General features: G+C 50.9%; 19 protein-coding genes and 2 pseudogenes. 12 read left to right on the forward strand and 9 right to left on the reverse strand.

Going from position 1 to position 20,192, the window contains the following annotated elements:
* Positions 1–2 precede the first annotated feature (2 nt).
* On the reverse strand, positions 3–881 hold the full coding sequence (dapA, locus tag ACLD4K_RS03535; RefSeq protein ID WP_183058959.1) for a 4-hydroxy-tetrahydrodipicolinate synthase: 879 nt from the start codon (positions 879–881) through the stop codon (positions 3–5).
* A gap of 145 nt (positions 882–1,026) precedes the next feature.
* Between dapA and ACLD4K_RS03540 the strand changes: the two genes are divergently transcribed.
* Positions 1,027–1,599, forward strand: coding sequence for a glycine cleavage system transcriptional repressor (locus tag ACLD4K_RS03540; protein ID WP_000189061.1), 573 nt, complete (start codon positions 1,027–1,029; stop codon positions 1,597–1,599).
* The gene (gene bcp, locus ACLD4K_RS03545; protein ID WP_001068686.1) at positions 1,599–2,069 is read left to right on the forward strand and encodes a thioredoxin-dependent thiol peroxidase; all 471 of its coding nucleotides are present in this window, start codon (positions 1,599–1,601) and stop codon (positions 2,067–2,069) included. The genes ACLD4K_RS03540 and bcp overlap by 1 nt, the downstream gene beginning before the upstream one ends.
* 48 nt (positions 2,070–2,117) lie before the next feature.
* Here bcp and ACLD4K_RS03550 read toward each other — a convergent pair.
* Together ACLD4K_RS03550 and ACLD4K_RS03555 are read right to left on the reverse strand one after the other, a co-directional pair.
* A pseudogene (locus ACLD4K_RS03550) lies at positions 2,118–2,444 on the reverse strand (glycerate kinase); the annotation flags it as partial.
* A gap of 215 nt (positions 2,445–2,659) precedes the next feature.
* Positions 2,660–3,727, reverse strand: coding sequence for an AI-2E family transporter (locus ACLD4K_RS03555; RefSeq protein WP_000892056.1), 1,068 nt, complete (start codon positions 3,725–3,727; stop codon positions 2,660–2,662).
* Positions 3,728–3,934: 207 nt separating this feature from the next.
* On the opposite strand from ACLD4K_RS03555, the gene bepA reads away from it, so the two are divergent.
* Both bepA and arsC read left to right on the forward strand, forming a co-directional pair.
* Positions 3,935–5,398 (forward strand): beta-barrel assembly-enhancing protease, encoded by a 1,464-nt coding sequence (gene bepA / locus ACLD4K_RS03560; protein WP_000489631.1) that lies wholly within the window; start codon positions 3,935–3,937, stop codon positions 5,396–5,398.
* Between the two features lie 39 nt (positions 5,399–5,437).
* The gene (arsC, locus tag ACLD4K_RS03565) at positions 5,438–5,797 is read left to right on the forward strand and encodes an arsenate reductase (glutaredoxin) (protein ID WP_411011395.1); all 360 of its coding nucleotides are present in this window, start codon (positions 5,438–5,440) and stop codon (positions 5,795–5,797) included.
* A gap of 26 nt (positions 5,798–5,823) precedes the next feature.
* Here arsC and ACLD4K_RS03570 read toward each other — a convergent pair whose 3' ends face one another.
* From ACLD4K_RS03570 to upp, 3 genes are all read right to left on the reverse strand, one after another.
* A complete protein-coding gene (locus tag ACLD4K_RS03570) occupies positions 5,824–6,525 on the reverse strand; it encodes a DnaA inactivator Hda (protein WP_061835882.1) in 702 nt (233 codons plus the stop codon).
* 94 nt (positions 6,526–6,619) lie between these two features.
* On the reverse strand, positions 6,620–7,909 hold the full coding sequence (gene uraA, locus ACLD4K_RS03575; protein ID WP_183058960.1) for a uracil permease: 1,290 nt from the start codon (positions 7,907–7,909) through the stop codon (positions 6,620–6,622).
* A gap of 87 nt (positions 7,910–7,996) precedes the next feature.
* On the reverse strand, positions 7,997–8,623 hold the full coding sequence (gene upp, locus ACLD4K_RS03580; RefSeq protein WP_000706208.1) for a uracil phosphoribosyltransferase: 627 nt from the start codon (positions 8,621–8,623) through the stop codon (positions 7,997–7,999).
* A 413-nt stretch (positions 8,624–9,036) separates the two neighbouring features.
* Here upp and purM point away from each other — a divergent pair, with 413 nt between their 5' ends.
* The 4 genes from purM to ppx all read left to right on the forward strand — a co-directional run bounded on the left by purM (position 9,037) and on the right by ppx (position 14,513).
* A complete protein-coding gene (gene purM / locus ACLD4K_RS03585; protein ID WP_000130477.1) occupies positions 9,037–10,074 on the forward strand; it encodes a phosphoribosylformylglycinamidine cyclo-ligase in 1,038 nt (345 codons plus the stop codon).
* Positions 10,074–10,712, forward strand: coding sequence for a phosphoribosylglycinamide formyltransferase (gene purN, locus ACLD4K_RS03590; RefSeq protein ID WP_350387669.1), 639 nt, complete (start codon positions 10,074–10,076; stop codon positions 10,710–10,712). Before purM ends, purN begins: the two co-directional genes overlap by 1 nt.
* Positions 10,713–10,900: 188 nt before the next feature.
* Positions 10,901–12,967 (forward strand): polyphosphate kinase 1, encoded by a 2,067-nt coding sequence (ppk1, locus tag ACLD4K_RS03595; protein WP_000529555.1) that lies wholly within the window; start codon positions 10,901–10,903, stop codon positions 12,965–12,967.
* A gap of 4 nt (positions 12,968–12,971) precedes the next feature.
* Positions 12,972–14,513, forward strand: coding sequence for an exopolyphosphatase (gene ppx / locus ACLD4K_RS03600; RefSeq protein ID WP_411011419.1), 1,542 nt, complete (start codon positions 12,972–12,974; stop codon positions 14,511–14,513).
* A gap of 30 nt (positions 14,514–14,543) precedes the next feature.
* Here ppx and ACLD4K_RS03605 read toward each other — a convergent pair whose 3' ends face one another.
* Together ACLD4K_RS03605 and ACLD4K_RS03610 are read right to left on the reverse strand one after the other, a co-directional pair.
* Positions 14,544–16,757, reverse strand: coding sequence for an MASE1 domain-containing protein (locus tag ACLD4K_RS03605; RefSeq protein WP_411011396.1), 2,214 nt, complete (start codon positions 16,755–16,757; stop codon positions 14,544–14,546).
* 96 nt (positions 16,758–16,853) lie between these two features.
* Positions 16,854–16,991, reverse strand: coding sequence for a hypothetical protein (locus ACLD4K_RS03610; protein ID WP_001540598.1), 138 nt, complete (start codon positions 16,989–16,991; stop codon positions 16,854–16,856).
* A 178-nt stretch (positions 16,992–17,169) separates the two neighbouring features.
* Here ACLD4K_RS03610 and ACLD4K_RS03615 point away from each other — a divergent pair, with 178 nt between their 5' ends.
* Complete coding sequence (locus tag ACLD4K_RS03615) at positions 17,170–17,361, forward strand: YfgG family protein (RefSeq protein WP_000075924.1); 192 nt, start codon at positions 17,170–17,172, stop codon at positions 17,359–17,361.
* A 77-nt stretch (positions 17,362–17,438) separates the two neighbouring features.
* Here the strand turns inward: ACLD4K_RS03615 and ACLD4K_RS03620 are convergent.
* A pseudogene (locus ACLD4K_RS03620) lies at positions 17,439–17,558 on the reverse strand (hypothetical protein); the annotation flags it as partial.
* A 139-nt stretch (positions 17,559–17,697) separates the two neighbouring features.
* Here ACLD4K_RS03620 and ACLD4K_RS03625 point away from each other — a divergent pair.
* The 3 genes from ACLD4K_RS03625 (at position 17,698) to leuE (ending at position 19,968) form a co-directional block, all read left to right on the forward strand.
* Complete coding sequence (locus ACLD4K_RS03625; protein ID WP_411010765.1) at positions 17,698–18,159, forward strand: STM2901 family protein; 462 nt, start codon at positions 17,698–17,700, stop codon at positions 18,157–18,159.
* Positions 18,144–18,473: a DUF1493 family protein gene (locus ACLD4K_RS03630; RefSeq protein WP_411010766.1), complete on the forward strand. Its 330-nt coding sequence runs from the start codon at positions 18,144–18,146 to the stop codon at positions 18,471–18,473. The genes ACLD4K_RS03625 and ACLD4K_RS03630 overlap by 16 nt, the downstream gene beginning before the upstream one ends.
* Positions 18,474–19,323: 850 nt before the next feature.
* Positions 19,324–19,968 carry a leucine efflux protein LeuE gene (leuE, locus tag ACLD4K_RS03635; RefSeq protein WP_411010767.1) on the forward strand — a complete coding sequence of 215 codons (645 nt, stop codon included), beginning with the start codon at positions 19,324–19,326 and terminating at the stop codon, positions 19,966–19,968.
* Positions 19,969–20,192 lie beyond the last annotated feature (224 nt).

Below are 20,192 nucleotides of genomic sequence, written 5' to 3' on the forward strand. Positions count from 1 at the left end.
CTTTACAGCAGGCCAGCATGCTGAAGCGCTGCTTTGACGATGTCACGACCATGGTCCGTGATAGGCGTCATTGGCAGGCGCAGCGTGTCGGTCGCCACAAGACCCAATGCCTTACATGCCCATTTCACCGGGATAGGATTGGGTTCGACAAATAGTTTGTTGTGTAACGGCATCAGACGCTGGTTGATAGCACGCGCCTCGGCAAATTGCCCTTCCGCCGCCAGTTTGCACATGTCAGCCATCTCGCGCGCCGCTACGTTAGCCGTAACGGAAATCACGCCATGACCACCCAGTTGCATAAAGTCCAGCGCAGACGCGTCATCGCCGCTAAGCAGAATAAAATCGTCTGAAACCAGCTCTTTGATCTGGTGAACGCGGGTTAAGTTCCCTGTCGCCTCTTTGATAGCGATAATATTTTTTATTTCCGCCAGACGACCCACGGTTTCCGGCAACATGTCGCAACCGGTACGGGACGGCACATTATACAGAATTTGCGGCAAGTCAGTGTGTTCCGCGATGGCTTTGAAATGCTGGAACAAACCTTCCTGCGTGGGGCGATTGTAGTACGGCGTCACCGTCAGGCAGCCAACAACGCCGCTATCGTTAAAACGCTGCGTCAGGCTAATCGCTTCCGCGGTCGCGTTTGCGCCCGTGCCGGCGATAACCGGAATACGTCCGTCAGCCAGTTCCAGCGTCATCATCACGACATCGCCATGTTCATCATGGCTTAGCGTGGCAGACTCGCCGGTGGTGCCAACCGAAACAATCGCCGAGGTACCGTTGGCGACATGATAATCAATGAGTTTTTTCAGGCAAGACCTACTGACGTTACCTTTCTCATCCATCGGCGTAACAAGCGCGACAATACTTCCCGTGAACATGGGCCATCCTCTGTGCAAACAAGTCCCTCAATGGTACGTTTGGTATGGCAATAAAAGCAAGCGACCAAAGCCGTTCTGATTGTTGTACGCAGGTTTTTTTTATGGTTTCCTTAAGATTACCTCACCGCTCAAAGGAATAACTGGTTTGACACCGTCATCACAACACTATTTGGTTATCACTGCGCTGGGCGCCGACAGGCCCGGTATTGTGAATACCATTACTCGCCATGTCAGCAGTTGCGGCTGTAATATCGAAGACAGCCGACTGGCGATGCTGGGCGATGAATTCACGTTTATTATGCTGTTGTCCGGCACGTGGAACGCGATTACCTTGATTGAATCGACATTGCCGTTAAAAGGCGCGGAGCTGGATCTGCTGATTGTGATGAAACGGACGTCCGACCGCCCCCGCCCGGCAATGCCCGCGACGGTATGGGTTCAGGTTGAGGTCGCCGACTCCCCGCATTTAATTGAGCGATTCACCGCGCTGTTTAATAGTCATGAAATGAATATTGCGGAGCTGGTCTCCCGCACGCAGCCGGCTGAAGGTGATAAAGCCGCGCAATTATTTATTCAAATCACCGCACATAGCCCGGCGTCGCAAAATTCCGCAAATATTGAGCAAGCCTTTAAAGCACTATGTACAGAACTCAATGCGCAAGGCAGTATAAACGTCGTCAATTACTCACAACATGATGAACAGGATGGAGTTAAGTAATGAATCCACTGAAAGCCGGTGATATCGCACCGAAATTTAGCTTGCCGGATCAAGACGGGGAACAAGTAAATTTGACCGACTTCCAGGGACAGCGCGTTCTGGTTTATTTCTACCCAAAAGCCATGACACCCGGCTGTACCGTGCAGGCCTGCGGCTTACGCGATAACATGGACGAGCTCAAAAAAGCAGGCGTGGACGTGCTGGGCATCAGCACCGATAAACCTGAAAAACTCTCCCGTTTCGCTGAAAAAGAGCTGCTGAACTTTACCCTTTTATCCGATGAAAACCATCAGGTGTGTGAACAGTTCGGCGTCTGGGGCGAAAAGTCGTTTATGGGCAAAACGTATGACGGCATTCACCGCATCAGCTTTTTGATTGACGCTGATGGTAAGATTGAGCACGTCTTTAATGATTTTAAAACCAGTAATCACCATGATGTGGTGCTGAACTGGCTGAAAGAAAACGCGTAAAAGCCTCAGGCCGCGCTGATGTGCGGCCTGGAAAGGAATGCGCCGTCAGGCTTGCCGAGCCATACGCCCTTCTCCGGTAATCACCAAATCGGCATCTTTAACCACCTGCTCAAGCTGTAGCGTTTCCACGACAATCTCTACGTCGGCGCGTAATTCCGCATTGAGCAATCCTAAAAGCGCGCCGCCCATTTCGCCTGCCGCGCCCGCGCCGGGAGCATTAATCACCTCACGTCCCGTAGCCTGATAAATATGCCGGCCCCAGTTCTCCAGCGCCTCGTCCAGGATGTTCACCATTTCCGCTGTCGCCCCTTTTTGTGGGCCGAAAATGGCCGATGCGCCCTGGGAACCACACAGCGGATTGTTGACATCGCACGCCTTTTAGCTGATTGGCGGTAGCGGAATCAATTTCTACAATACAGTTTTCCTTCAGCAGCGAGAATTTTGTAGGTTCCGACAATAAAAATGCCGCAACACGGTGCGGCATTAAAAAAAGAGCGGCTTTCTAAGCGCTTGTCCCCCATCTGGCGTACGCAAAATGGCGGCAGGACACTATGATGTCGTTCACGCTTTCCGACTTTCGTACAGACCGCTCAGGATGAGGCATCCGTCACCTGACCATCCGGCCAGGCATGGACAACGGCTTTAATCAGCGTCGCCAATGGAATGGCGAAAAACACTCCCCAGAAACCCCACAGACCGCCGAAAATCACCACTGACAGAATAATCACCAGCGGATGCAAATTCACCGCTTCGGAGAAAAGTACCGGTACCAGCAGATTGCCATCCAACGCCTGAATAATCAGATAAACGGCAAAACAGCTCCAGAATTCCGTCCCCAGGCCAAACTGAAACAGCGCGACGCCCACCACCGGAATTGTCACCACAAAAGCGCCGATATAGGGGATCAGGACCGAAAAGCCCACCAGTACCGCCAGCAGTAGCGAATAGTTGAGGCCAAACAGCAAAAAGCCCAGCCAGGTCGCCACGCCCACCACCACCATCTCCAGCACTTTTCCGCGGATATAGTTGGTGATCTGCTGATTCATCTCATTCCACACCTGCCCCGCCAGCCCGCGATTACGCGGCAGCACGCGGCGCACGGCATTCAGCATCTGCTCTTTATCTTTTACCAGGAAAAAGACCATCAGCGGCACCAGCACCAGATATACCGCCAGCGTCAGTAGCCCGACTAACGAAGCCAACGAATACTTCACCACCGAATCGCCCATGTTAAGCATCCGGGTACGCATGTTTTCCGCCATCGCATCAATAATGCCCGCATCCATCAGCGCCGGATAGCGTCGCGGCAAGGTCGCGGCAAAATCGGACAGTTTATTCAGCATACCGGGCATATCACGAATCAGGTAAATACCCTGCTGCCAGGCAATCGGCATCACCACAAACGCCATTAATAACAGAATGCCGACAAAGAGGATAAGGACAATGGAGGCTGCCCAGCGCCGGGAACAGCCAATCGCCTGCAGGCGCGCCGTCGGCCACTCCAGCAGGTAGGCCAGTACGATAGCGACCAGCAGCGGCGCTAACAGGCCGCTAAAGAAAAAGAGGATGCTAAAACCAGCCACCAGAATGACCAGCAAGGCAATCGCCTCCGGGTCGCTGAAGCGACGGCGATACCATTGCATTAACATTTCGAGCATAAAACCCTTCCCAGAACTCAACTGCGGGATTGTGATGCCGAATTGTATCGAAATGTCACAAAAAAGACTTCGCTTTTTATCATTGATTCAGGAAACTAAAATAGTGAGTCTGTGCTCATCACAGTTACACTTATGAAGTGTCGGAGCGTGGAACGATATTTCACGACGTTGGTCAAAGGGCTATCTCAAAACAACAGGATAGAGGTTATGTTCAGGCAGTTGAAAAAAAACCTGGTGGCAACCCTCATTGCAGCATTGGCTCTCGGTCAGGTCGCGCCCGCATTTGCCGACCCTGCCGACACGCTGCCCGATATGGGAACCTCGGCAGGGAGCACGCTTTCTATCGGACAAGAGATGCAAATGGGCGACTTTTATGTGCGCCAGCTACGCGGCAGCGCGCCGTTAATCAACGATCCGCTGCTGGTGCAATACATTAACGCGCTGGGGATGCGTCTGGTCTCGCACGCCGACTCCGTCAAAACGCCCTTCCATTTTTTCTTGATCAATAATGACGAAATCAACGCGTTCGCGTTCTTTGGCGGCAATGTGGTGCTACACTCGGCGCTTTTTCGCTACGCGGATAACGAAAGCCAGCTAGCTTCAGTCATGGCGCATGAAATCTCCCACGTGACGCAGCGCCACCTGGCGCGCGCGATGGAAGATCAAAAGCGCAGCGCGCCGCTTACCTGGGTGGGCGCGCTGGGTTCCATTTTGCTGGCCATGGCCAGCCCACAGGCCGGTATGGCGGCACTAACCGGTACTCTGGCGGGAACGCGCCAGGGAATGATAAGTTTCACCCAGCAAAATGAGCAAGAAGCCGACCGTATTGGTATTCAGGTACTGCAACGCGCCGGATTTGACCCACAGGCGATGCCCTCTTTCCTCGAAAAACTGCTCGACCAGGCGCGTTACTCCACGCGTCCGCCTGAAATTTTGCTCACTCACCCCTTACCGGAAAGCCGCCTTGCGGATGCCCGCAACCGTGCCAACCAGATGCGCCCGGTCGTGGTGCAATCTTCCGCCGACTTTTATCTCGCCAAAGCGCGCGCCCTGGGAATGTACAATTCCGGACGTAACCAGCTCACCAGCGACCTGCTGGATCAGTGGTCTAAAGGCAACGTGCGTCAGCAACATGCGGCGCAATATGGCCGGGCGTTGCAGGCGATGGAAGCGAGCAAGTACGATGAAGCGCGCAAAACGTTGCAGCCGCTGTTAAGCGCGGAACCGAACAATGCCTGGTATCTTGACCTCGCCACCGATATTGACCTGGGGCAGAAAAGAGCCAACGACGCGATTAATCGCCTGAAAAATGCCCGCGATCTGCGCGTTAATCCTGTGCTGCAGTTAAACCTCGCCAATGCGTACCTCCAGGGAGGCCAGCCGAAAGCGGCGGAAACCATTCTGAATCGCTACACCTTTAGCCATAAAGATGACGGTAACGGCTGGGATCTGCTTGCTCAGGCCGAAGCCGCGCTGAACAACCGCGATCAGGAGCTGGCGGCGCGCGCTGAAAGTTATGCGCTGGCAGGACGACTGGATCAGGCAATTTCACTGCTCAGTAGCGCCAGCGCCCAGGCAAAACTGGGTAGCCAGCAACAGGCGCGTTACGATGCGCGTATCGACCAGTTGCGCCAGTTACAGGAACGCTTCAAGCCATACACGAAAATGTAATCGCCGTTTATTAGCCGGATGGCGTCACAAGGAGAACTCATGACCGACACGATTAAAATCTACCATAACCCGCGCTGCTCGAAGAGCCGCGACACGCTGAACCTGCTGAAATCTAACGGCGTGGAACCGGAAGTGGTGCTTTATCTGGATACGCCCGCCGACGCCGCCACCGTGCGGGAACTGCTGCGTATGTTGGGCATGTCCAGCGTGCGCGAACTGATGCGCCAGAAAGAAGATCTCTATAAGACGCTTCACCTGGCGGATAGCCAGCTAAGTGAAGAGGCGTTAATCCAGGCGCTGGTTGAACACCCTAAACTGATGGAGCGCCCCATTGTGGTGGCAAATGGTCAGGCGCGCATTGGCCGACCGCCTGAGCAGGTACTGGACATCCTCGGTTAACCGTTGAACGCCGCCGTCGCGGCGTATTACAGTTTCAGGATCTCTTTGACAAACGGGATCGTCAGTTTTCGCTGGGCAGTGATCGACGCATGATCGAGCTGATCCAGCGTCATAAACAGCGTGCGCATTTCGCGATCAAGACGTTTGAGTAAAAACCGCCCGACATCTTCCGGCAGTTCAAACCCCCGTAACCGGGCGCGCAACTGTAGCGCCTGAAGTTTGTCTTCATCGGAAAGAGGCTGGAGTTTATAGATTTGCCCCCAGTCCAGACGGGAAGCGAGATCGGGCAAGCCCAGATTTAACTGTCTTGGCGGACGATCGCCGGTGATCAATAACCGCGTCTTACCGGACTCCAGAATGCGGTTATAGAGATCAAAGATCGCCATCTCCCACAGTTCATCGCCAGCGACACACTCAATGTTATCAATACACACCAGCGAGAGGTGTTCCATACCGTCGAGCACTTCCGGCACGAACCAGGTACGTTTATCGAGCGGGACGTAGCCTACCGCATCTCCACGCTGCGACAGTTCAGCGCAGGCGGCGTGCAGTAAATGGCTGCGGCCCGCGCCTTCACGCGCCCAAAGGTAGATATATCCACTATGTTCCTGGCGCAACACGTTTTGTAACGCGGCCAGTAGAGAGGCGTTATCCCCCGGCCAGAAACTTGCGAAAGTTTCGTCGTCAGGAAGATAAAGTGGCAAAGAGAGCTGTGCCGGTGTGTTCAGAGATACCTCAACCCAGGATGACATAAAATCGCGCTGAGTTTACCACATAATTCCCTTGAGATAGAACCGGGCAGCATCGCTGCCCGGCAACCCGTTACGGATGCGGAGACTCCGCATCATTTGCCTCCAGTACCACTTCTTCCGGACGCAACAGGCTAATCAGTTTAAAAATCAGGCTCAGGCAAATCCCGACGATGGTCGCCAGCGCCATTCCTTTCAATTCTGCCGCGCCGATATGTACTTTCGCGCCGCTCACGCCGATGATCAAAATCACCGAGGTGAGGATCAGGTTTTGCGCTTTGTTGTAATCGACTTTTGATTCGATCAATACGCGAATCCCCGACGCGCCGATGACGCCGTACAACAGCAGCGAGACGCCGCCCATCACGGGTAACGGGATAATCTGAATCGCCGCCGCCAGTTTGCCGACGCAGGAAAGCAGAATGGCGAAAATCGCCGCGCCGCCGATAACCCAGGTACTGTAAACGCGGGTGATCGCCATGACGCCAATATTTTCCCCATAGGTGGTATTCGGCGTGGAGCCGAAGAAACCGGAGACGATCGTCGACAGTCCGTTAGCGAACATCGAGCGGTGCAAACCGGGATCGCGCACTAAATCTTTTTTGACGATATTCGCCGTCACCACCAGATGACCGACATGCTCGGCGATCACGACCAACGCCGCGGGCAGAATCGTCAGGATCGCGAACCATTCAAAACGCGGCGTATAGAAGGTCGGCAGCGCAAACCAGTGCGCCTGGGCAATCGGCGTGGTATCGACCACCCCCAACGCGAATGACAGCGCATAGCCCGCCAGCACGCCGATCAAAATCGGAATGATCGCCAGGAAACCGCGAAACAGTACAGAGCCGAACACCGTCACCGCCAGCGTGACCATGGAGATGATAATTGTTTTCGTGTCCGGCGACTGCCCTTGCGCAGGCAGCAATCCGGCCATCCCCGCCGCGACGCCAGCCAGCTCCAGACCGATGACGGCAACGATTGCGCCCATTGCCGCAGGCGGGAACATCACATCCAGCCAGCCGGTGCCCGCTTTTTTAACAATGAAAGAGACCAGACAGAACAGCACGCCGCACATAATAAAACCGCCCAGCGCCACTTCATAACCCAGCGGCAACAACAGTAATACCGGGGAAATAAAGGCAAAGCTCGATCCGAGGTAGGCCGGAATTTTACCTTTGCAGATAAAGAGATACAGCAGCGTTCCGATACCGTTAAACAACAGCACCGTCGCGGGGTTGATATGAAACAGAACTGGCACCAGCACGGTCGCGCCAAACATGGCGAAAAGGTGCTGTAAACTAAGCGGGATTGTCTGTAAAAGCGGCGGTCTTTCACTCACCCCGATAGCACGGCGCGTCATAGTGTTTTCCTCTAAGTGTGTTTGTTATGAGTTGTTTTATTCAAAAAAAAGCCGACTCTTAAAGTCGGCTTTTAATTATTTATTCACTTACTTGGTACCAAAAATCTTATCGCCGGCATCGCCAAGCCCCGGAATAATGTATCCGTGCTCGTTAAGCCCCTGATCGATAGAGGCGGTGTACAGTTCAACGTCCGGGTGCGCTTTTTCCAGCGCCGCAATGCCTTCCGGCGCGGCGACCAGCACCAGCACCTTAATGCTGCTACAGCCTGCTTTTTTCAGCAGGTCGATGGTCGCGATGACAGAACCGCCGGTCGCCAGCATCGGGTCGACGATCAGCGCCATGCGCTCATCAATGTTCGATACCAGTTTCTGGAAATAAGGTACTGGCTCAAGCGTCTCTTCGTTACGGTACATCCCGACTACGCTGATACGCGCGCTCGGTACATTTTCCAGAACGCCTTCCATCATGCCCAGACCCGCGCGCAGAATCGGCACAACGGTAATTTTTTTACCTTTGATCTGGTCGATTTCCACCGGGCCATTCCAGCCTTCGATGGTGACTTTTTCCGTTTCCAGGTCGGCTGTCGCTTCATACGTCAGCAGGCTGCCTACTTCTGAGGCGAGTTCACGAAAGCGTTTAGTGCTAATGTCGTTTTCACGCATCAGACCCAGCTTGTGTTTGACGAGTGGGTGTTTGACTTCCACGATCTTCATACTCTTCTCCTATCCTCAGATGAGTGGCAACCACAAAAAAAATCGCCGGATTATACCGCTTTTCCTCTCTGGCGCAACACAATGTATGCTTGACCTGGATCAACTAAAAGCGCTGATAGCGGAAAAGTGAGTATAAATCACTCACGTTGAAACAGGCGATAAAGGCTGACAACCGTTTGAATCTTAGCAATTTTAAGGATGAATGGCCTGTCCTGATCGCCTGTCGTAAACCAAGTGCTGGATATCCTTTTCTTTTTTACCAACAGAGAAATTTTCAAGCAGCGACCGAAACCATGCCAAAAAAATCGTCCGGATATCCAGGGCGCAGACCACGCTCGCAAACGTTTGCTTTCCCTGTTAGAATTGCGCCGAATTTAACTTTTACCGCAAGAAAAAACGTGGGGAACCAGGCAGTGACCGATAAGACCTCTCTTAGCTATAAAGATGCCGGCGTCGATATTGATGCGGGTAACGCTCTGGTTGATCGAATCAAAGGCGTAGTGAAGAAAACTCGCCGCCCGGAGGTTATGGGCGGTCTGGGCGGTTTCGGTGCGCTGTGCGCGTTGCCGCAAAAATATCGTGAACCGGTACTGGTTTCCGGCACTGACGGCGTAGGCACCAAACTTCGCCTGGCGATGGACTTAAAGCGTCACGACGCTATCGGTATTGATCTGGTGGCAATGTGCGTAAACGATCTGGTCGTTCAGGGCGCGGAACCGCTGTTTTTCCTCGATTACTATGCCACGGGTAAACTGGATGTCGATACCGCCGCCAGCGTGATCAACGGTATTGCCGAAGGCTGCCTGCAATCCGGCTGCGCGCTGGTCGGCGGCGAGACGGCGGAAATGCCGGGCATGTATCACGGCGAAGATTACGATGTGGCGGGTTTCTGCGTCGGCGTAGTCGAAAAATCAGAAATCATCGACGGCTCCCGGGTTGCCGAAGGCGACGTGCTGATTGCGCTCGGCTCCAGCGGCCCGCACTCGAATGGATATTCGCTGGTGCGGAAAATTATTGACGTTAGCGGCTGCGACCCACAAACCACTCTGCTGGAAGGGAAGCCGCTGGCCGATCATCTGCTTGAACCGACCCGTATCTACGTAAAATCGGTTCTGGAACTGATTGAAAACGTCGATGTACACGCTATCGCCCACCTCACCGGCGGCGGCTTTTGGGAAAATATTCCGCGCGTTCTGCCGGAGAATACCCAGGCGGTAATTAATGAGTCGTCATGGCAGTGGCCCGCCATCTTTACCTGGCTGCAAACCGCCGGTAATGTCAGCCGACATGAAATGTACCGTACCTTTAACTGCGGCGTCGGCATGGTGATTGCGCTCTCTGCTCCGGAAGCGGACAAAGCGCTTGCTCTGCTAAACGAGAAAGGTGAAAACGCATGGAAAATCGGTATCATCAAAGCCTCTGATTCCGAACAGCGTGTGGTTATTGAATAATGAATATTGTGGTGCTGATTTCCGGTAATGGAAGCAATTTACAGGCGATTATCGATGCCTGCGAAGCGAAGAAAATTAAAGGCACCCTCAGGGCAGTATTCAGCAATAAGGCCGACGCGTTCGGCCTTGAACGCGCCAGAGAAGCCGGCATTCCGGCGCAAGCGCTGACTGCCGATCGGTTTGACAGCCGCGACGCCTTCGATCGCGAGTTGATTAGCAAGATAGACGCGTATGCGCCCGATGTGGTCGTGCTGGCCGGTTTTATGCGTATTCTGAGTCCGATGTTTGTCGCGCATTACTACGGGCGTCTGCTGAACATTCACCCTTCCCTGCTGCCAAAATATCCGGGGTTGCATACCCATCGCCAGGCGCTGGAAAACGGCGATGAGGAGCACGGTACCTCGGTGCATTTCGTGACAGACGAGCTCGACGGCGGCCCGGTCATTCTCCAGGCGAAGGTGCCGGTTTTTGCCGACGACAGCGAAGATGATATCACCGCACGCGTACAAACTCAGGAACATGCGATTTATCCGCTGGTGATTGGCTGGTTTGCGCAGGGACGTCTAAAGATGCGCGATAACGCCGCCTGGCTGGACGGGCGTCGTCTGCCGCCGCAAGGTTATGCGTCTGACGAATAATACGTCATCGGACAGGACTGCGTCTGCTTGCTGGATGGCGGCATAAATGCCTATCCGGCCTACTCTTTTCCCTTCCTTTATGCTATCAGTTTATTGTCATATTTTTCTGGCGCAGTTGGACATTAACGCGTAATGCTCGCCATAATCATCAGGCAGTGTCCCGTGAATAAAACGGAGTATAGGTAGTAATGGGTCAGGAAAAGCTATATATCGAGAAAGAACTAAGTTGGTTAGCATTTAACGAACGCGTGTTACAGGAAGCAGCGGATAAATCCAACCCGTTGATTGAGCGGATGCGGTTCCTGGGAATCTATTCTAATAACCTCGACGAGTTCTACAAAGTGCGTTTCGCTGAACTGAAACGACGCATTATTATCAGCGAAGAACAGGGTTCAAATTCTCATTCACGCCATTTGTTAGGCAAAATTCAGTCCCGCGTGTTGAAAGCAGACCAGGAGTTCGACGGCCTGTACAACGAATTACTGCTGGAAATGGCGCGTAATCAAATCTTTCTGATCAACGAGCGTCAGCTCTCGGTGAACCAACAAAGCTGGTTGCGCCACTATTTTAAGCACTATTTGCGCCAGCATATTACCCCGATTCTCATTAACCGGGAGACGGATCTTGTTCAGTTTTTAAAGGATGATTACACCTATCTGGCGGTGGAGATTATCCGCGGCGATACCATAAACTATGCGCTACTGGAGATACCGTCCGACAAAGTCCCACGCTTCGTTAATCTGCCGCCGGAAACACCGCGCAGACGCAAGCCGATGATCCTTCTGGATAATATTCTGCGCTACTGCCTGGATGACATTTTTAAAGGGTTCTTCGACTATGACGCGCTTAATGCCTATTCGATGAAAATGACCCGCGATGCCGAATATGACCTGGTGCATGAGATGGAATCCAGTCTGATGGAGCTGATGTCTTCCAGCCTGAAGCAGCGCCTGACCGCTGAACCTGTGCGCTTTGTCTATCAACGCGATATGCCCGCCGCGCTGGTCGACGTGCTGCGGGAAAAACTGACGATCTCCCGGTATGACTCAATCGTACCCGGCGGGCGCTACCACAATTTTAAAGACTTCATTAATTTTCCGAATGTCGGTAAAGCCAACCTGGTCAATAAACCGTTACCGCGGTTACGCCATCTTTGGTTTGATAAAGAGAAGTTTCGTAACGGTTTCGACGCGATTCGCGAACGTGATGTGCTGCTCTATTATCCGTACCATACCTTCGAGCATGTACTGGAACTGCTACGCCAGGCGTCGTTTGACCCAAGCGTGCTGGCGATCAAAATCAATATTTATCGCGTAGCGAAAGACTCGCGCATTATTGACTCGATGATCCATGCCGCCCATAACGGCAAAAAAGTCACCGTGGTGGTGGAGTTGCAGGCGCGCTTCGATGAAGAGGCGAATATTCACTGGGCCAAGCGGTTAACCGAAGCGGGCGTCCATGTTATTTTCTCTGCGCCTGGGCTGAAAATTCACGCCAAACTCTTTCTCATCTCACGAAAAGAGGGCGATGACGTGGTGCGTTATGCGCATATCGGCACCGGTAACTTCAACGAAAAAACGGCGCGGCTGTATACCGATTATTCGCTGCTGACCGCCGATGCGCGCATTACCAATGAAGTGCGCCGGGTCTTTAATTTTATTGAAAACCCCTATCGCCCGGTCACTTTCGATTATTTGATGGTTTCTCCACAAAACTCACGGCGTCTGCTGTATGAGATGATCGATCGTGAAATCGCCAATGCCCAGCAAGGCTTACCGTCAGGGATTACCTTAAAGCTTAACAACCTGGTCGATAAAGGGTTGGTCGACAGGCTATACGCCGCGTCGGGTTCGGGCGTCCAGGTCAATCTGCTGGTGCGCGGTATGTGTTCTCTTATTCCGCAACTGGAAGGCATTAGCGATAATATTCGCGCGATTAGCATCGTGGATCGCTATCTGGAACACGATCGGGTTTATATTTTCGAAAACGGCGGTGATAAGCAAGTTTGGCTCTCTTCAGCTGACTGGATGACGCGTAATATTGACTACCGTATCGAAGTCGCTACGCCTATCCTCGACCCGCGGCTTAAACAGCGCGTCCTGGATATCATTGACATTCTGTTTAGCGACACGGTAAAAGCGCGTTTTATCGATAAAGAACTCAGCAACCGCTACGTACCGCGCGGCAATCGCCGTAAAGTTCAGGCGCAGCTGGCAATTTATGACTACATCAAATCACTTGAGCAACCAGACTAACGCTATGCCAATTTACGATAAATCCCCTCGCCCGCAGGAGTTCGCTGCGGTCGATCTCGGCTCAAACAGCTTTCATATGGTCATTGCCCGCGTGGTTGACGGCGCAATGCAGATTATCGGGCGCTTAAAACAGCGCGTCCATCTGGCGGACGGGCTGGGCGCGGATAACAAACTCAGCGAAGAAGCCATGGAACGGGGGCTTAGCTGTCTGTCGCTGTTTGCTGAACGCTTACAAGGTTTCTCCCCTTCCAGCGTCTGTATCGTAGGCACCCATACGTTACGTCAGGCGCAAAATGCCGCTGATTTTCTCAAACGTGCGGAAAAGGTTATTCCCTACCCGATAGAGATTATTTCCGGTAACGAAGAAGCGCGCCTGATTTTTATGGGCGTAGAACATACGCAGCCGGAAAAAGGCCGCAAGCTGGTGATCGATATCGGCGGCGGGTCAACAGAGCTGGTCATTGGCGAAAACTTCGAACCCAGGCTGGTTGAAAGCCGTCGTATGGGCTGCGTGAGCTTCGCACAGCTCTACTTTCCCGGCGGCGTTATCAATACAGAAAACTTCCAGCGCGCCCGAATGGCGGCGGCGCAAAAACTGGAAACCTTAACCTGGCAGTATCGTATTCAGGGTTGGAACGTAGCGATGGGCGCTTCCGGTACGATTAAGGCCGCTCATGAAGTTCTCCTGGCGCTGGGTGAGAAAGATGGCTTCATTACGCCGGAGCGCCTCGATAAACTGAAGTCAGAAGTATTGAAGCACCACTCCTTTAATGCGCTCAGCCTGCCGGGTCTGTCTGAAGAACGAAAAGCGGTCTTTGTGCCGGGCCTGGCGATTCTGTGCGGCGTTTTTGATGCTCTGGCTATCCGCGAGCTTCGCCTTTCTGACGGCGCGTTGCGCGAAGGCGTGCTGTATGAAATGGAAGGCCGCTTCCGCCATCAGGATGTTCGCAGCCGTACCGCAAAAAGTCTGGCCAATCAATACAACATTGACAGAGAACAGGCCAGACGCGTGCTGGAAACCACCATGCAGATGTACGAGCAGTGGCAGGCCCAGCAGCCAAAACTGACGCATCCGCAGCTTGAAGCGTTGCTCCGTTGGGCGGCAATGCTGCATGAGGTTGGACTGAATATTAATCACAGCGGTTTACATCGCCATTCGGCTTATATTCTGCAACACAGCGATTTGCCCGGCTTTAATCAGGAGCAGCAAATGATGATGGCGACGCTGGTGCGTTATCATCGTAAAGCCATAAAACTGGATGATATGCCCCGCTTTACGCTGTTTAAGAAAAAACAGTATCTGCCGTTAATTCAGCTACTTCGGCTGGGCGTATTACTGAACAACCAGCGGCAGGCGACCACCACGCCGCCGACGCTACGGCTAACGACCAATGACAGCCACTGGACGTTATGTTTTCCGCATGACTGGTTCAGCCAGAATGCGCTGGTACTGCTTGATCTGGAAAAAGAACAGCAGTACTGGGAAGCGGTAACTGGCTGGCGTCTCAATATTGAGGAAGAAAGCTCGCCGGAGATCGCCGCGTAAATTGTGGGTCAGACGCCGCGGCGTCTGCCTTTACTGAATCTCAGATAATAGCTGCGGCTCGCCAATTAAATATCCCTGAAGATAGTCGATCCCCAACGAGAGCACTGCGCTGCGTATTTCTTCGCTCTCGACATACTCCGCGACGACCTGCATATTTTTCATTCGCGCTAAATGACAAATAGAAGCCACAATCTGATAATCGAGACTGTTTGACACTATATTGCGAATAAAACTGCCGTCAATTTTAAGAATATCAGCGTTAACGTTTTTCAGCCGCGCATAGCTGGCGTAGCCAGTACCAAAATCATCAATCGCTATCTGACAGCCAAACTGCTGTAGCTGTCCCAGCGTCAATTGCGCCTGCTCAGCATTGGTGAGAGAGTTGCTTTCCGTTACCTCAAAAACCAGTTGCCAGGGTTCAACCTGATATTGTTTAAGCAACTGCTTAACTTCTGAAGGGAAACGGGCGCGACATACCGATGTTGGCGACAGATTAATGGCAAAACGATGCGCGGGCATATATTCCCGGCTGGCCGCCATAAACCGCAGCGTGTTTTCAATCACCCAAAGATCGATAGCGGAAGACAAACCAAACTCATGCGCCACGGGTAAAAAATTGTCCGGGTTGATAACATCGCCGTTGTCATCCCTGAGTCGCAGTAAAATTTCATGGTAAACGTCCCCACGAATACCGAAAATAGGCTGCGCCATCAGGAAAAAATGATCGTGCTCCAACGCCTGTTGCAGGCGATTCATCATCGCAATTCTGCCCTTCAAATCGCGCTGCAGGTGCATTGCGCCGCGCCGCTGTAAATCCTCCGGCGCGTTAGTCGTCAACGAAAGATCGGAACTGGTGCTTAATTCGCCCAACAGCAGATAAAGGTGGCTAACCGGAGAACGCACGCAGCAGTAACTCACGCCGACAGGCGGCTGTAGCGGCAGTCCATCCCAGATAAACCGAAACTGCTTAATATGTTTATCCAGCGCTTCAATACGCTGCTGATGCGCCTCTGTATTAAGACGCAGCACCAGGTCGTGCCCTGACATCTGGTAGACACACTCATTTGAGGCCAGCATCGGCGTAATCCAGTGAGAGAGCTTTTGCTTATACTGGATGCGTAGCATGACGCCATAATTTTTACCCAATAGCTCCAGACCCGGCACGTGTAAAAAACAGATCGTAGACCAGGGCGCATTTTTGAGCGCGCGGTTTAATGCACGTAAATTGGGAAGATGTACAACCGGGTCAAGATAGGCCAGCCGCCGTGCGCGACCACTCACTACGCGCTGACGCGTGGCCAGTACAGACATATAATTAACAATAAAAGAAAAAACCAGATAGCTCGAAGAGGTAATCGCTAATTGCGTATCATAACCTGAATACCAGGGCATATAACGCTGATAATAATGAATCGATGTAATTAGCACGACGGCCCAGATAATTGAAATAAACTTATAGCCATAGCGCATCGCGCCCCACAGCATGACCGGCAATAATAACGAAAGCGTATAGTTGGTACTAAATATTGAACTATTATCAGTCAATGGCATACACAGTATAAACATTAGTGTAGTCAATACGGCCAGCCAAATAACGATCTCTTTTTTAGTGGCCTTGCTATCAATCTGTAGCTTTAATTGCTGATAATATCCCCGCAGGTGCAGCGGATTACGGAGAGTACGAATAATAAAATAGCACAATGGCACGCCGATAAGATTACCGACCAGTAACGCCTGGTAATTAATCAGCGTGTTGATATTAAAGGGCATTACCCCCATCAGGCTGGCTTTACTTTCGTACATGCCAACAAAAGCGGCAAACTGGTAGATGACCAGAAATAATGTTGCTGAACAAAATACCTGCCAGAACATTCGTTGAAACAACAGGTGGGCGTCGCCGTGGGAAACATTGTTTCGCCGGGGGGAAAAGACACGATAACCGCCCCAGCTTAGCACGATAGTAATGATAAAGTGCATCGTCACAGAAAGGGTTTCATACAGACCTGTCTGCGGGTATCTGCGCCAGAAGATAGCAAGCACAATACCCGGCAGTGCTGCCCAGCCGAAAAAGAGCATCAGGCTAAGCATAAACGCTAACGGCAGGTAAAAAAGAACCACATTTCCAGTGCTGGTATGCGCATAAGTATTTGCGCTACTTAAAACAGGTAGTAAAATCGAAGGAAGAATGAGCGGTAGTCCCCACCATTTATCTCTGATATTTATATAAATTTTATTTAGCTTCATAGATGCTCAGCAGAACCCCCCAATCCCAAAGGGGCGTTAACAGACAGGCATCCCACCTGACTTTAAATTGATGATGCGATATACATCACACGATAGTCATCGATTGTAATTATTAAACAAAAGTAACATTTGATTTAAGTCAATTATTACCTTTCTCCTGCAACCTTTATTCGCCTTTTTATTCTTTGTTATCATTAATTTATTATTAATGTAAATACTAAAATTATCTTCCATAACAATATAAAATAAATCAACTGACGCAATTTTACATTAAGAGGAATTGACCATCGGTTCGCAGTATGCCTTAATGTAGAGTGAACGCAGGCTTGTTACGTTCTTCGCCTTGATAATACCCTTGAAGAACCCAGCCTGATCCCGCCCATACCGCTGGGCCAACGTTAAGGAACCCTTTGTGAGTCAGGCCAACAGTATGCGAAAACGACATCGATTTAACACTCGCATGACCCGTATCGTACTGCTTATCAGTTTTCTCTTCTTCTTTGGACGTTTCGTCTACTCTTCTATCGGCGCCTGGCAGCACCATCAGGATAAAAAAGAAGCGCAACAGTCATCGCTTTCTGTCACCACGCCGGGACAACGTTAAGCTGTTATCCGTTAAAAAGCCCGCGCAAGAAAAAGAAGCTTTAGCGTTAACGCAAAAAGACAACCCACTCAATGGGTTCAGGCCATGATCAGACGCTTAAAGAGCAACCGCGGGATATCCTGCCTGGGTGATAAGATCACATGCGCGGTTACTAAGATTCCCTCGACCGAATACAAAACCCGATAGCCTTCAGCGTGCCCCTATCATGTACTGCAAAACAACCCCGATGATCTTTTTTTTCAAAGAGGTGAATCGCTTACTACCCCGTAATTATTAGTTAGAACAAAGAGATTGGGTGTTGTATAATTTTTGGTCATGGTTAGAAGGGGTGAGTAAATGGACACTACTGAAACATTGAATGGTACGTACTTCTACGGCGGGTTATCCAACCTGACACCACAACAACTATGGTGGGCTATCACCATCGCCGTTGTGAGCGATCATCTGGGGATCTCAGCGGTTGATGCTGCACTGGTTATCTCAGGGCAACCAGTTCTACCTACGAGGGGTAAACCTCGTGGGACAACGCCAGGAACATCAATTGCTTCTAAGTACATCAGTAATTGGTTGAACTATAAACTGCCTCCTGGGATCAGATTACCAACGTTGACAGGCAAAACCATCAACTCATTACAGCTAAGCTCAACGAATAATTTAGGTCGTTTCGTTGGTCGTAATGTACCCTGGCTCGGTTGGGTTATGACATTCACTACGATTTATGATATCCAGCGTGATATTAAAGATACATTTAATTGTGTGGCGGTTCCTAAAGATCGCATTCAGTGGATGTACTTCTAATGAGAGATATTGAGAAAGAAATTATCGATTTTATCGATCAGGAATATAACACTAAAAAGTACTTTCTCTGTGGGCCAAAGCGAACCATCACGCTTGATACCAGTATTAGGGATGATCTTAAACTCGTTTTTGAAGATAGTGAAGAACTTCTACAAGAGTACTTCAAGCGTTGGAATGTAGATTCAGAAGGATTTGACATACTCAACTATCTGAATCCAGAGTACTTTGGAAATAAAGAGCCTGATCCGCGTAAGACACTAACAGTTGGTATGCTCGTTGAAAGTGCTAAAGCTGGACGTTGGTTATATAGTTAAAAAATAAAGTTATTATATTTTAAATACCCATTATTTGGACATTTTTTATTATCATAACGGTAATATGATTAGGTGTATACCCAAAATAATTCGAGTTGCTTAAAGGCGGCAAGGGAGTGAGTCCCCAGGAGCATAGATAACTATGTGACTGGGGTGAACGAGCGTAGCCAACACATAAGCAACTTGAAGTATGAAGGGTATATATTTTCATGATTATTAGTAAGAGCCTATCCCATTAGGGCTATTTTACTTGCCATTTTGGTCCTGGCAGTGCTCAAAATCCTCACGTACTACGTGTACGCTCCGGTTTTAGCGCGCTGTCCGTGTCCAAACTGGCTGCGCCAATAACGCCTGGTGGGATAGGCTCTAAATACATAGAATGGCTTGCAGATGGAAACCTGCGATTGGCGAGTACGTGATTTAGGCGATCTGAATCGCCACGGATAACCTGGACAAGCTCAAGGCGTCGCGATCTGCTGCAAAGCGAAGGTAAAGCCCATCTGCGATAGCCGGACGTGGCTCAACCTCAACGCGCTTCAGGAACCCGCTATTGTGTCGATGCAGTGCTTTACCATAAATGTATACTCAAAGGTCACCTGCGGTTCCGCCCTATCCGCCATCGTCAATGCGAAATCAGGAAGATAACCATCGTGGGAGGAGAATAAGGTGACCAGTCCCATACGTCAGGATTTGTTTTGTAAAGAGCCCAGTAAGCTCTGAAACTTTTTAGGCGTAGTCGGCCTGGTGCCAGAAGCGAACATTGGCTGAATTGAAAGTAGCCATGATGTGTTTTCATTATGGCCTGTTACGTTAGAATAACCTCGTTGAAAACAATAGAGCTGGAGTAAAAATGTTTGCTGATTTTGGTATCGTGAATTTCTGGACGTATCTGCTTGGTGCGACACTGATAGTCCTTGCTCCTGGCCCTGAGACCATGTTCGTGATTAAAACAAGCATTACGAGCGGCATCAAACGAGGCTTTGCTGCCATATTTTCCATTCTCATGAGTGACGTACTTCTGGTTCTGCTGGCATGGTGTGGGCTGGCTGCGGTCATAAGCTCAACCCCTGCCTTGTTTAACGCCATCAAATACGCAGGTGCTGCCTATCTTTTCTATCTCGGTGTCCAGACGATACGCACTATCTTTAAGCCCGCTATCGAAACGAGTGAGGAAAAGAAATCTTCAGCTAATGCTAAGGGGATCATCGGGCGCGGAATGCTGGTTACTCTACTGAATCCAAAGACGCTACTGTTCTATATCTCTTTTTTCGCCCAGTTCATCAATGTTCAGGTTGAACACTCCTGGATGGCGTTTATCATTCTTGCTGCGGTAATGTTCGCGATTACTCTCGCTTATTTCGGTTTCCTCGTTTTCTGCGGCTCTTATCTGCTAAGCCGTCTGAAAGGCAACCGTAGATTATCAACCATTGGAAACACGCTGGTAGGTATGTTCTTCATTGGATTTGCAGCACGACTCGCAAGCGCCACTTCCTAACTGAACAACTAAACCGCCTCACGGCGGTTTTTTTACGTTCTTACGCTGGATGGGACGACCGCTCCTCGCTCACGGCGGACATTGTAGTCTGGCTTTCATGCATGCAATTCGAGGAAAACTATGAGTGAGCTGAGACAGCACAAAACGTTGCCGCATTCGCTCGAACTCCTGCTGCTTACTCCATCGCTCTCGTACTGTTTACTTTTCCGATGATTACGTCAAAT

The sequence above is a fragment of the Salmonella sp. 741265055_HSA genome (genome assembly GCF_046569525.1).
Taxonomy (GTDB): domain Bacteria; phylum Pseudomonadota; class Gammaproteobacteria; order Enterobacterales; family Enterobacteriaceae; genus Salmonella; species Salmonella enterica.

What these genes read in the sequence shown, in the direction of transcription:
- ppk1 (WP_000529555.1), top strand. Translation starts at nt 10,901, where the DNA reads ATGGGTCAGGAAAAGCTATATATCGAGAAAGAACTAAGTTGGTTAGCA.
- ppx (WP_411011419.1), top strand. Translation starts at nt 12,972, where the DNA reads ATGCCAATTTACGATAAATCCCCTCGCCCGCAGGAGTTCGCTGCGGTC.
- upp (WP_000706208.1), bottom strand. Translation starts at nt 8,623, where the DNA reads ATGAAGATCGTGGAAGTCAAACACCCACTCGTCAAACACAAGCTGGGT.
- leuE (WP_411010767.1), top strand. Translation starts at nt 19,324, where the DNA reads ATGTTTGCTGATTTTGGTATCGTGAATTTCTGGACGTATCTGCTTGGT.
- ACLD4K_RS03555 (WP_000892056.1), bottom strand. Translation starts at nt 3,727, where the DNA reads ATGCTCGAAATGTTAATGCAATGGTATCGCCGTCGCTTCAGCGACCCG.
- bcp (WP_001068686.1), top strand. Translation starts at nt 1,599, where the DNA reads ATGAATCCACTGAAAGCCGGTGATATCGCACCGAAATTTAGCTTGCCG.
- bepA (WP_000489631.1), top strand. Translation starts at nt 3,935, where the DNA reads ATGTTCAGGCAGTTGAAAAAAAACCTGGTGGCAACCCTCATTGCAGCA.
- ACLD4K_RS03605 (WP_411011396.1), bottom strand. Translation starts at nt 16,757, where the DNA reads ATGAAGCTAAATAAAATTTATATAAATATCAGAGATAAATGGTGGGGA.
- ACLD4K_RS03625 (WP_411010765.1), top strand. Translation starts at nt 17,698, where the DNA reads ATGGACACTACTGAAACATTGAATGGTACGTACTTCTACGGCGGGTTA.
- arsC (WP_411011395.1), top strand. Translation starts at nt 5,438, where the DNA reads ATGACCGACACGATTAAAATCTACCATAACCCGCGCTGCTCGAAGAGC.
- ACLD4K_RS03610 (WP_001540598.1), bottom strand. Translation starts at nt 16,991, where the DNA reads ATGGAAGATAATTTTAGTATTTACATTAATAATAAATTAATGATAACA.
- purN (WP_350387669.1), top strand. Translation starts at nt 10,074, where the DNA reads ATGAATATTGTGGTGCTGATTTCCGGTAATGGAAGCAATTTACAGGCG.
- dapA (WP_183058959.1), bottom strand. Translation starts at nt 881, where the DNA reads ATGTTCACGGGAAGTATTGTCGCGCTTGTTACGCCGATGGATGAGAAA.
- uraA (WP_183058960.1), bottom strand. Translation starts at nt 7,909, where the DNA reads ATGACGCGCCGTGCTATCGGGGTGAGTGAAAGACCGCCGCTTTTACAG.